The 12,264-nt window shown below is 57.6% G+C and carries 10 protein-coding genes; 8 read left to right on the top strand and 2 right to left on the bottom strand.

Features of this window, described 5'->3' with window-relative positions; all coding sequences use genetic code 11:
- Position 1: 1 nt before the first annotated feature.
- The 8 genes from ABLV11_RS15570 to ABLV11_RS15535 all read left to right on the top strand — a co-directional run bounded on the left by ABLV11_RS15570 (position 2) and on the right by ABLV11_RS15535 (position 8,326).
- Complete coding sequence (locus ABLV11_RS15570) at positions 2-676, top strand: methionine ABC transporter permease (RefSeq protein WP_105890372.1); 675 nt, start codon at positions 2-4, stop codon at positions 674-676.
- 22 nt (positions 677-698) lie between these two features.
- A complete protein-coding gene (locus tag ABLV11_RS15565) occupies positions 699-1,475 on the top strand; it encodes a MetQ/NlpA family ABC transporter substrate-binding protein (protein WP_004136719.1) in 777 nt (258 codons plus the stop codon).
- 62 nt (positions 1,476-1,537) lie between these two features.
- Positions 1,538-2,584, top strand: a complete 1,047-nt coding sequence (locus ABLV11_RS15560) for a methionine ABC transporter ATP-binding protein (protein WP_004102769.1) — start codon at positions 1,538-1,540, stop codon at positions 2,582-2,584.
- Between the two features lie 149 nt (positions 2,585-2,733).
- Positions 2,734-4,437 (top strand): ABC transporter substrate-binding protein, encoded by a 1,704-nt coding sequence (locus ABLV11_RS15555; protein WP_224330217.1) that lies wholly within the window; start codon positions 2,734-2,736, stop codon positions 4,435-4,437.
- Between the two features lie 43 nt (positions 4,438-4,480).
- Entirely contained in the window at positions 4,481-5,440 is a 960-nt protein-coding gene (locus tag ABLV11_RS15550; protein ID WP_049593044.1) for an ABC transporter permease, read from the top strand.
- Positions 5,437-6,387, top strand: coding sequence for an oligopeptide ABC transporter permease (gene opp4C / locus ABLV11_RS15545; protein ID WP_094298936.1), 951 nt, complete (start codon positions 5,437-5,439; stop codon positions 6,385-6,387). Before ABLV11_RS15550 ends, opp4C begins: the two co-directional genes overlap by 4 nt.
- Positions 6,384-7,364, top strand: coding sequence for an ABC transporter ATP-binding protein (locus tag ABLV11_RS15540; protein WP_224330216.1), 981 nt, complete (start codon positions 6,384-6,386; stop codon positions 7,362-7,364). The genes opp4C and ABLV11_RS15540 overlap by 4 nt, the downstream gene beginning before the upstream one ends.
- Positions 7,361-8,326 carry an oligopeptide/dipeptide ABC transporter ATP-binding protein gene (locus ABLV11_RS15535; protein WP_224330214.1) on the top strand — a complete coding sequence of 322 codons (966 nt, stop codon included), beginning with the start codon at positions 7,361-7,363 and terminating at the stop codon, positions 8,324-8,326. Before ABLV11_RS15540 ends, ABLV11_RS15535 begins: the two co-directional genes overlap by 4 nt.
- A gap of 78 nt (positions 8,327-8,404) precedes the next feature.
- On the opposite strand, the gene ABLV11_RS15530 is transcribed toward ABLV11_RS15535, so the two are convergent.
- Positions 8,405-10,810 (bottom strand): membrane-bound PQQ-dependent dehydrogenase, glucose/quinate/shikimate family, encoded by a 2,406-nt coding sequence (locus ABLV11_RS15530; protein WP_224330213.1) that lies wholly within the window; start codon positions 10,808-10,810, stop codon positions 8,405-8,407.
- Between the two features lie 323 nt (positions 10,811-11,133).
- Positions 11,134-12,045 carry a DUF535 family protein gene (locus ABLV11_RS15525; protein WP_023321141.1) on the bottom strand — a complete coding sequence of 304 codons (912 nt, stop codon included), beginning with the start codon at positions 12,043-12,045 and terminating at the stop codon, positions 11,134-11,136.
- Positions 12,046-12,264 lie beyond the last annotated feature (219 nt).

Below are 12,264 nucleotides of genomic sequence, written 5' to 3'. Positions count from 1 at the left end.
GATGAACGGCGCGCTGGCTTTTTTTGCTGATATCGACTGGAGCGACGTGGCGCAGGCCAGTCTCGATACCTTGACCATGCTGGGCTGGTCGCTGGGGTTTACCGTGCTGATTGGCCTACCGCTGGGAATTGTGCTCTATCTCAGCGGCCAGCCTCGCCTGCTCCATGCTCCGCGCCTCTATCGCCTGCTGTCGCTGGGGGTCAACGTTCTGCGCTCGCTGCCCTTCATCATTTTATTGATTGTGATGATCCCGGTGACGACGCTGATTACCGGCACCTCGCTGGGCGTTGAAGGCACCATTCCGCCGCTGGTTGTCGGCTGCGCGCCTTTCTTTGCCCGGCTGGTTGAGACCGCGCTGCGCGAGGTGGAGCACGGTCTGGTGGAGGCCAGTTGGTCGATGGGCGGCAACACCTGGCAGCTAATCTGGCACACCCTGCTGCCGGAGTCGCGCGCCGGGCTTATTGCCGCCGTGACCGTGACCGCGATTTTACTGGTCGATTATACCTCCATGGCGGGGGTCATCGGCGGCGGCGGGCTGGGCGACCTGGCCATCCGCTTTGGCTATCAGCGCTTCCAGACGGACGTGATGGTGATAACCGTTCTGCTGCTGATTGCTCTGGTGCAGATAGTACAGATGAGCGGCGATCGTCTGGTGAAGGCGATGAGCCGCAAATAACAATAGCTTCAGGAATAAGACAATGAAAAAAACAACACTCGCAGCCGGGCTCCTGGCCCTCTTCGCTTTATCCGCCAGCGCCAACGAGACGCTGACCGTGGGCGCGACGCCGGTCCCCCATGCCGAAATTCTCGAGTTCGTGAAGCCCGAGCTGGCGAAACAGGGGGTCGATCTGAAAATTAAAGTTTTTAACGACTTTATCCAGCCTAACCAGCAGCTGGCGGAGAAAAATCTCGACGCCAACTACTACCAGTACCGCCCTTTCCTCGATAACTACAACCAGACCCGCCACACCCATCTGCTGCCGGTGGTCGGCGTGCATATTGAACCGTTTGGCGCTTATTCGAGCAAATATAAAACAATCAAAGAGGTACCGGATGGTGCCACCGTTGCCATCCCGAACGATCCGGTGAATACCGGTCGCGCGCTGGTGATGCTCAGCAATGCCGGGCTGATTACCCTGAAAAACCCGCGCGATCCGCAGTCGGCGACCAAAGATATCACCGCTAATCCGCACCGTTTTAAAATTCGCGAGCTGGAAGGCGCGATGCTGGCGCGGGCGGTGAATCAGGTCGATCTGGCGTTTATCTTCGCCAACTATGCGCTGGAGGCCGGAATTGATACCGACAAGGCGCTGCTGGTGGAAAAAGGCAGCGACCTGTACGTCGAGTATCTGGTGGCGCGTCCCGACAACATCAACGATCCCGGCATTCAGAAGCTGGCGAAAGCCCTGAACTCAGACCGCGTGCGCAGCTTCATTCTCACCCGCTATAAAGGCAAAATCCTGCCCGGTTTTTAATCGCCGGATGTTCATCGGCAGCCTGCAGGCTGCCGTTTAATTTCGTTAACAGAGCCGCCATCGTGACGCAAAAACCCAACGCCACAACGCATATTCAGTTGAGCCAGATAAGTAAAGCCTACCCCAACGGCGTGCAGGCGCTGCGGGATATTAATCTGCAGATCGCTCAGGGAGAAATCTTCGGCATTATTGGCCGCAGCGGCGCCGGAAAATCAACCCTGCTGCGCCTGTTCAACCGCCTGGAAAACGCCGACAGCGGTGAGATTACCATTCACGGCGAACATACTCGGCACTACTCCCGCAGCCAGCTGCGCGACCTGCGCCGGCGGGTCGCGATGATCTTTCAGCACTTTAATTTAATGGCGACCAAAACGGTGGCGCAGAACGTTGAGCTGCCGCTGAAAATGGCCGGGGTACCGCGGGCGGAAAGGCAGAAACGGGTTGCGGAGATCCTGGCGCTTGTCGGCCTCAGCGATCTGCGCGACAGCTGGCCGGCTAAGCTTTCCGGTGGCCAGAAGCAGCGCACCGGTATCGCCCGTGCGCTGGTCACGCAGCCGGAGATCCTGCTGTGTGACGAAGCCACCTCAGCCCTCGACCCGGAAAATACCCTTGCAGTACTAAAACTCCTTAAAGAGATCAACCAGCGCCTTGGTTTGACCATCGTGCTGATCACCCATGAGATGGACGTCATTCGCACCCTCTGCGACCGGGTCGCGGTGCTTGAGCACGGAGAAATTATCGAACAGGGCGAGGTGTGGCGAGTATTTGGTCATCCCGGACATGCTGTCACGCAAAGCCTGCTCGGCACGCTCCATCATGACCGTGCGGAAGAACGACTCTCGCTGAGCGAAAACCAGCAGCTGGTCACGCTGCATTTTGACGGCAGCAGCGGGCAGGAACCGGATTTACAGCGCATCGCCGCGTTGCTGGGCGCCGATGCCCGCCTGTTATACGGCAGCTGCGAGCAGATTCAGGGACGAGTGATTGGCCAGCTGCGGATACGCCTGGCGAAGCCGCTGGCCAATCCTCATTTACAGCAGCATGCCGGCTGGGTGGCTGACCGCTTAACCCTTTCCGGCGATACGGCAGCGGAGAATGCTGGCGTTTAGCGCAAAAGTGGCAGATTAATACTGAATTATTGCTAATGCTAAATTGCTATAAGCCATAGCCTTTCGGTGTTAGACAGGGCGCTAAGCGCCTCTTATCTTTCGTCATGATTTGTAAATACACTACGCAATTCTTTGATGAGGGAGCACTTTTGTCCAGACTACTGCACGGGTTAAAAACCAAACAGACGCGGTTCGCGCTTGCTCTGAAAATCGCGTTGCTCGGCGGCGCGGTGGCATTTTCTTCTGTCGCCATCGCCGACGAGATCTTAAAAGAAGGGATCACCCCGGCCAGCGATGCCAGCCAGATCCCCGCAGCGGCAAAGCTGCGTAAAGATACCGTCGTGGCCGGCATTTCCGAGCCACAGGGCATTTTTAACCCCTACTTCTTCGTCAACGGCTGGGATGAAAACGTCACCAACGTGATCTTCTCCCGCCTGATCGACTGGGACAGCCACGGCAAACTGGTGCCGGGTCTCGCCGAAAGCTGGACGGTCAGACCGGACAACAAGGTCTACACCATCAAGCTGCGACCCAATCTGACCTTTAGCGACGGCTCGCCGCTGACGGCTGACGATGTCGCCTTTACCCTCACCGTGCTGCTGGACCCGAAATACGACGGCGATACCGATATTACGCTCGCCAATATCGCCGGCGGCGCGGAGTACAAAGCGGCGAAAGCCGATAGTGTCAGCGGTCTGAAAGTGCTGGATCCCTTGACGCTCCAGGTGACCACCACCCAGCCGGGCGCGACGACGTTGGCAAAAATTGGCGGTCCGGTACTCTCCAGAGCGTATTACGGCAAAGGCTACCAGCGCGGCAATCTCGATTATCTGCGCACCCTGCACGGCAAACCGCTGGGCAACGGCCCTTACGTTTATGACAAATATATCCCCGGCCAGGAGATTCGTTTCCACGCCAACAGCCATTTTTATCGCGGTACGCCCCCCACTCCGCGCTTTATCTATCGCGTGACCAACCCGGCGACCAACTTTCAGCTCTTCCAGACGGGCGAAACCGACTACGACGCCTTTACCTCGCGTCCGGACGATATCGAACAGCTGAAAATGCTCGGCTTTGCCAACATCAATCTTTACGGCTCCAGCGACTACAGCCAGGTGGAGTTTAACGTCCGCCGCCCGGCGCTGAAGGACATCAAGGTACGCCAGGCGCTGATTTACGGCCTCGATCGCCAGAAGCTGATTGATGTGGTCTACCAGGGCTACGGTAAAGTAGCGATTGAGCCTATCGCGCCAATCTCCTGGGCCTGGAACGCCGACGGAGTGAACCCGTATCACTATGACCCGGCGCAGGCGAAGAAGCTGCTGGACGATGCCGGCTGGAAACCGGGACCGGACGGTATCCGCGTCAAAGAGGGCAAACGCCTGGAGTTAACCCTGCTGGTGAGTAAGAAAGTGCTTAACGATGCGCTGATCCCCATCGCCAAAGAGAACTGGCAGCAGATTGGCGTCCTGTTAAAACCGCAGGTCGTCGATTTCAACGCCCTGATGGCGCAGCGTAAGTCGGGTAATTACGATCTGGCGTCGTTCAGCACCAGCACCCTTAACGACCCGCATGATGGCGTGTGGGATTTTTACAGCGCGGAAGCGAAAGAGTCCGGCTATAACAATCCGCAGGTCGATAAGCTGATTACCGAAGGTAACTCGGTGCTCGACGTTGAGAAACGCAAGCCTATCTACCACCAGCTGTATCAGGTACTGGCGCAGGACCCGCCGGTGATCCTTCTCGGCTACCGCGAAATTCTCTCGGCGAGCAGCGCCCGGGTCAGCGGCTTCAAACCGGATATCTACAACGGCCTGACCGGCAGCCTGCCGGATGTTAAAATCGTTAAGTAAATCCCCAGCCGCCGGGATGTCCGGCGGCTGACGTGAGAATGCCATGAGAAATTTCATCCTGAGACGGCTGCTGCAAACGCTGCCGATGCTGCTGCTGGCTTCATTCATTATCTTTATGCTGTTTGCCAAAACGCCGGGCGATTTTATCGACGGCAATATCACCCTCACCGCCGCCCGCGCCGCCGAACTGAAGGCGATTTACGGTCTGGACCAGCCGTTATTCACCCGCTATATCCATTGGCTTGGCCAGCTGCTGCGCGGCGATCTTGGGTTCTCGCTGCAGTACCAGATTCCGGTCAGCCAGCTGCTTAACCAGTACATCTGGAACTCCTTCCTGCTGGCCAGCGTGGCGCTGGTGTTCTACTGGGGGATTGGTCTGACGGTCGGCGCAATCTCGGCGTTGAAGCCCAACTCGCTGTTCGATCATCTGGTGAGCGTCGCGGTCTTCGCCGCCATGTCGTTCCCGACCTTTTTCCTCTGTCTGCTGCTGATCAAGTGGTTCGCCGTCGACCTGCACTGGCTGCCGGTTGGCGGCATGACCCGTACCGGCAGTGACGACAGCGGCTGGGGCTATGTGCTACAGGTTGCCGCCCATCTGGTGCTGCCGGTGCTGGCGCTGGTGATGCTCCAGGCAGGTAGCCTGACCCGCTATTTTCGCGCCAGCATGCTCGAGGTGGTGAAAATGGATTTTATCCGCACCGCCCGCGCTAAAGGGCTACGCGAACGCACGGTTATCCTGAAGCACGCCTTGCGGAACGCCCTGCTGCCGATCATTACCCTGCTCGGCTTCGAGCTGCCGGGGCTGTTTTCCGGGGCGATCATCACCGAAAAAGTATTTAACTGGCCCGGGGCTGGACATATTCATATTGATTCGCTGGCCGCCCGCGACTACCCGGTGTTAATGGGATTCACCCTGTTTCTGGCGGTGCTCACCATTCTTGGCAATCTGCTTGCCGATGTGCTTTACGCGTGGGTCGACCCGCGCATTCGCGTGAGGTCCTGATGCTCAGCTCCCTGTTCTCTTCCAACCGACGCCTGCGCGACGCGGAAATTCCGGCGCTGGCGCAGGTTACGCCGTCCCCCTGGCGTCAGGCCTGGCAGGCGCTGCGTCACAATCGTCTGGCGATGCTGTGCCTGCTGCTGCTGGTTATCATGGCCCTCTGGTGCACGCTGGGGCCGCTGTGGTCGCCGTGGAAGGACGATGCTACCGACGCGCTGATGATCAACAAGCCACCCGGCGCGCAGCACTGGCTGGGTACCGATTTTCTCGGTCGCGATATTTACACCCGCCTGCTACTGGCCGGACGCATTTCGCTGATTATCGGCCTGCTGACCATGCTGCTGTCGGTCACCCTTGGCTATCTGCTCGGCGCGCTGTCGGGCTACGCCGGCGGCCTGACCGATAAACTCATCATGCGTTTTGCCGATCTGGTGATGACCATCCCCGGCCTGCCGCTGCTGATTGTCGCGGGAGCGATGCTCTCCGAGCTCGATTTCTCGCCGGATTCACGCATCTATATGGTGGTAGTTATGCTGAGCCTGCTGGAGTGGCCGAAGCTTGCCCGGCTGGTACGAGGGCAGTGCCTCTCCCTGCGCGAGCGCGACTTTATGCTGGCGACCCAGGTGCTGGGCTTGTCGGCGCGGCGCCGTCTGTTTGGTCATCTGCTGCCGAATACGGTACCGATTCTGGTGGTGATGGCGACGATGGCGGTGGCTAACGCTATTCTCAGCGAGTCTGCACTTAGCTACCTCGGGCTTGGCGTTGTGCCGCCGACGCCGTCGTGGGGCAATATGATGGACGCCGCTAACAGCCTGATCGATTTTCAGCGCCGCCCCTGGCTATGGATGCCGCCGGGGATCGCCATTTTTATCACCGTCATTGCCATCAACGTGCTGGGCGATGGCCTGCGCGACGCCATGGACCCCAAAATGAAACAGAGGCTGAAATGAGTCGCGCATTAATTACCTTTAATCAACTTTCGGTCTCTTTTGCCGCCGACAAAGGCCGGGTACGCGCGGTGCAGGAGGTGTCGTTCACTATCCGCGCCGGGCAGACCGTTGGCGTCGTCGGCGAATCCGGCTGCGGTAAAAGCGTTACCGCCATGTCATTAATGGGCCTGCTGCCGCCGCAGGCGGCGCGCATTGACGGTGGGGAGATACTTTTCGAGGATCAGGATCTGCTGCGGCTGAAAAATGCCCATATGGCCGATCTACGCGGCAATCAGCTGGCGATGATTTTTCAGGAACCGATGAGCGCCCTTAATCCGGTACTCACCGTCGGCGAGCAGCTGTGCGAGCCGCTTATTCGCCACCGCGGCGAGTCGCCGAAGATCGCATGGCAGCACGCTATCCAGCTTCTGGCTGATGTTGGACTAGCGCGCGCGGATAGCCTGATGGCCAGCTATCCACACCAGCTTTCCGGCGGCATGCTGCAGCGGGTGATGATCGCCATGGCGCTGAGCTGCCAACCGAAGCTGCTGATTGCCGATGAGCCGACGACCGCGCTGGACGTCACCGTGCAGGCGCAGATCCTGCGACTGCTGCGCGACCAGGCGCGAGCCAACCGGATGGCGATGATGCTGATTACTCACGATCTCGGGGTTATCGCGCAGATGGCCGAACACGTGGTGGTGATGTACGCCGGGCGTATCGTTGAGCAAGGTGCGACAGCCGCCATTTTGCGTAACCCGCAGCATCCCTATACCCAGGGGCTGATCGCCTCGCGCCCTGTGCCGGGGGAGCGGCGGCGACGCCTCTACTCAATCCCCGGTCAGGTACCGGACCTCGCCGCCCTTCCCGCCGGATGCGCCTTCGCCGAGCGCTGCGCAAAAGCCACCGCGCGCTGCCGACAGAGCATTCCGCCGCTATCGGGGCATAACCGGCAGGCCGCCTGCTTTTACATTGAACTTTCGGAGTCCGTGGCATGAATCATGAATACGTGATTGAAGTGGATGGGCTAAAAAAACACTTCCCGCTACGCGATGGGCTATTCGGCCAGCAGACCGGCGTGCTGCGGGCCGTGGATGGCGTGAGCTTTAAGATTCGCCGGGGCACGATTTTTGGCCTGGTAGGCGAATCCGGCAGCGGGAAAACCACCGTTGGCCGCACGCTGCTGGGGCTATACGAGAAGACCGCCGGCAGCGTGAAGTTTCGCGGCCAGGAGCTTGCCGAACTGTCGCCGCAGGCGATGCGCGCGCTGCGGCCTAAAATCCAGCTGGTTTTTCAGGACCCCTACAGTTCATTAAACCCGCGCATACGCATTGGCGTCGCCATCGGCGAGGCGATGCTGGAACATAAACTCTGTCGCCGGGCGGAGCTGTATGACAAAACCCTTGAGGTGATGCGCATCTGCGGACTGTCTCCGCAGCATTACAACCGCTTCCCGCACGAATTTTCCGGCGGCCAGCGTCAGCGCATCGGCATTGCCCGTGCGCTGATCTTAAACCCGGATTTTATTATTGCCGATGAACCGATTTCAGCCCTCGATGTGTCGATTCAGGCGCAGATTATCAATCTGTTTTCCGACCTGCGCGACGACCATGGGGTGACGTTTTTGTTTATCTCCCACGATCTGGGGGTAGTAGAGCATCTGTGCGATGACGTAGCGGTAATGTATCTCGGTCAGTTAGTAGAGACCGCCAGCCGCGATGCGCTATTCAGCAGCCCCCTGCACCCCTACACCCGGGCGCTGCTGGCGGCGGTACCGACCCTCGATCCGGACAGCGAGCCGGTCGCGGCGCTACTAGGTGAAATTCCCGACCCGTCCCGGCCCCCTTCCGGCTGTCGTTTTTCCTCGCGCTGCCCGCAGGCCAGCGACCGCTGCCGCCGTGATATTCCACTTCTAAGGGAGGTTGCCGACGGCCACCTCGTCGCCTGTCACGCGGTTTAGCGCCGGGTAATCTTCAGAGCATAAAAAAACCGCCCCCACGCAGGGGCGGTTAGTTGCGTAAGAACGAACCGGCTGCGGCTACTCTTCCAGCGCGAAGGCAATAATATCATCGCCCACGTCCGGCGAGTGGCTGGCGCCCCCGGCGGAGATCACCACGTACTCTTTACCGCTTTTCGGTGATTTATAGATCAGCGGAGCCGCCACTGCCCCTACCGGCAGACGAGCGCGCCATAGCTCTTTACCGGTAGCGGAATCCAGCGCGCGCAGGTAGTTATCCTGGGTACCGGCGAAGAATACCAGTCCGGAAGCCGTGGACGTTGGGCCGCCCAGCGTCGGCATACCCAGCGGGATATGCATGTGCGTTTTCAGCCCCAGCGGACCGGTATCTTCTACCGATCCCATCGGTACCTGCCACATCAGCTGGCGGGTATTGAGGTCGATGGCGCTCATGGTGCCAAACGGCGGCGTATTACAGGGAACGCCCAGCGCCGACTGCAAGATATCAATCCGCACGCCGCCGTATGGCCCGGCAATTTGCGGACGCACGGTCCCCATAAAGCCGGGCACCTCGTCGGTGGAGACTTTGTATTTCGCCATATCCTCTTTGCGCACCAGCGACATTCTCAGCGGCATCCGCATATCATTGACGAACAGCGTTCCTGTGCGCTCATCGATAGTGATACCGCCCCAGTTCATGCCGCCCAGCAGGCTCGGCCATTCGATGTACGGCTTCTCTGACGGCGGCGTGTACATACCCAGATAAGTCGACGCTTTGAAGTCGATACGGCACATCAGCTGATCGAACGGCGTCACGCCCCACATCGACTTCTCGGTGAGCGGCTCGACGCCCAATTGCGGCATGCCGGTGGAGAACGGCTGGGTGGCGGAGAGATGCTCGCCTTCCGCGCCGTCGTGGGCCACAGATCGCTCTTCTACGCGAGTCACTGGCTTGCCGGTACGCCGGTCGAGCACGTAAATCTGCCCGGTTTTGGTGGTCTGGATCAGGACCGGAACCTCTTCACCCCGGTCGTTTTTCATATGGAACAGTACCGGCTGCGACGGCAGGTCATAGTCCCAGATATCATGATGCACGGTCTGGAAGACCCACTTCGTCTCCCCGGTGCTGGCATCCACCGCCACCACGGACGAGCCATATTTCTCTTTGGCCGCGTTGCGATCGCCGCCCCAGTAGTCCGGCGGACCGTTACCGGTCGGCAGATAAATCAGATTCAGCTCTTTGTCAAAGCCCGGCACCGTCCAGACGTTCGGCGTTTCGAGAGTGTAGACGCGCCCTTTTACCGGATCGGTCACGTTTTCCGGCTGGCCGACGTCCCACGCCCACACCACTTTGCCGGTACGGACGTCAAACGCGCGCACCACGCCGGAGGGTTCGCCGTGCACGATATCGCGCACCCAGCCGCCGAGCACCGCAATATGCCCCATAATCACTGGCGTTGAGGTCGGATGGTAGCGTTTGCTGTTTTCGGTATTGTCCATACCCTGTTTCAGATCAACGCTACCGTGGTCGCCGAAGTCATCGCACAGCTCGCCGGTTTTGACGTTCAGGGCGATCAAGCGGGCGTCGACCGTAGACACCAGGATACGCTGCGGACACTGCTGCAGCGACGGGCTGGCCTTCTCCTCTGCGCTCAGAGAATCATCGCTCTGCGCATCCCAATAGCCAACCCCGCGGCAGGTGACGTGCTCGGCGGTTTGCGCGTGCGGGTCAAAACGCCAGCGCGCTTTACCGGTATCCGCATCCAGCGCGGTGACCACGTTCAGCGGCGTACAGGAGTACAGCGTATCGCCAATTTGCAGCGGGGTATTTTCATCGACGCCAATCCCGGCGCCGGTAAGCCGCCGGCCGGTATGGTACGTCCAGGCGACTTTCAGGTTTTTGACGTTTTGCGGCGTAATGTCCTCGTACGGCGCAAAACGGGTGCCGGAGGCATCGCGACCGAAGAACGCCCAGTTATCGCTTCTGGCAGCCAGGGTCGGCGTTTTGTCGTCGCTCGCTTTCACCACGCCGTTATGAATACCGCCGTGCGGGTAAAAGGCCGAGACCAGCGTCGCCAGCAGCACGAGGAAAATCGCCGAAGCACTCCAGTTGGCGTAGCGTACCCGCGTACGCGGCATCGGCAGCGTCGCCGACAGCCACAGCGCCAGCATCAGCATCAGCGCAGGCACCACCAGTCGTGGGATCAGTCCCCAATAGCTGAGCTGCACTTCATACAGCGCCCAGGCAAGGGTCAACAGAAAAGTCAGAATGGCAAAAGGCAGGACATATCGACTGCGGGCGAGATAGCCGACGGCGATAAGCAGATAAGCAATACCGGCGAGCAGATACCAGGCGCTGCCGCCCAGCGAGAGGAGTTTGCCCCCCCAGATGGTGAAAAAGAGCCCAATGCCAAAGCTCAGTAATACAAAGAGTAATCGGTAGGCGGTGAAGAAAATTCCCCTTCCGCTACCTTGTCGTTCGTCCATATTTCATCCCATACGACGTCAGTCGAAAAAACCAAAACATCTTATATAAACAGCGCCTTATCAGACCGATAAGGGCACAGACCGCATATCATGTTGGTTGGACGCTCTCAGGCAGAGCGAAGAACGTAAGGAATTATATGTATTTGTAAAAATAATGTAAAACTATCACGCATGAAATGTTTAAAATTTTTTAATTTATAAAACTAATTTATCAGATGAAGCGGTTGTAAGGCTGAACGCGCGGAGTTGAGGCGAGGAAAGATGAAGGGCAAAACGATTGTCGACCCGCAGCCCCCTGCGGGTCGACAATCTTCACTTTATGCTTATCCGGCGTTACGGCAGAGGCAGATGTCGCCTAGCGCGGCGGCAAGATCCAACTGCGCCAGCTCCTTCAGACCTTCACGCTTGATAAACTGGCTACGGTGCTTACTTTTAACCTCTTCCAGGCTTTTCTTAATCTCGGTTGGCGGTAATTTATACCAGCCGCGTCGATGCTTCTCGCCGCCAATTTCCAGCCAAAGCTCAGAATAACGGGTTTTTACTCTGTCGCTTTTAACATGAAAATCACTGTCGATAGCATAGATCTCCTTGATATTGAAAAAGGCTAAAAAACCGTACAGCAGAGTGATAATTAAGTTTTTAGGACGGGTGCCGTGAAGCTCTTTCGTCAGCGCCTTCACCTCTTCATTATCGATATCTTTCCCTCCCTGAATACCGCCAATCCAGGCGCGGCCATCGTCAGTGCAGGAAAAACAGATACTGTAGACGCGTTTATCACCAAGGAACATTAACAGCATGAGCTCCCCTTCCTCCTGAAAAGGCGATGCCAGGAGCTTCACATCAATACTGCTACCGTTTTTCAGCGGAATGGCGATAAGCGTACGGCCAAAGTTCGCCATATCATACAGCTGCGGCAAGGCCTCGGGACGAAAGCTTTTTTCTATAAAATTCAAAGCGCCATGAGCGATATCGAGTTTCGCTCTTTTTGACATCTTTTTATTTAAATAGGCTTTAAAGGGTTTATCTTCAAAGTTAACCAGCCCCTCGGTGGCTCCCGTTAATTTCGCGCAAGCATAGCTGGCGCATAATGTCTGATATTCTTTGTATTTCCCTCCGGTTAAAGATATTTCTCTGCATTTACGCAGTACCTTTTTATAGCTGAGTTTAACCTGACAAATAAATTTATTATGTTTCCGCCATTCTTTGACGGCGGCTACTGCGGTTGTCGATACCATTGACCATAATCCATAGATACATCCATAAGCACGGCAATATTAGCATAATCTTTACAAGTCAATGGCCAGTGTGGCGCTCGTTGTCGATTTGTTTAACAAATAGCGTGATAAACATTCAACAATTTGATGGCTAAAAATGAAATATTCGCTCAACTATTGTTTGTCGCCGCCCACGCCTTTTCTCGTCTCGCCTTGCGCAATAAAACATCCGCGCTTACC

This window comes from Klebsiella sp. GW_Kp181, assembly GCF_040062315.1.
Classification (GTDB): domain Bacteria; phylum Pseudomonadota; class Gammaproteobacteria; order Enterobacterales; family Enterobacteriaceae; genus Klebsiella; species Klebsiella oxytoca.
This window is presented reverse-complemented; position numbering and strand designations above follow the sequence as displayed.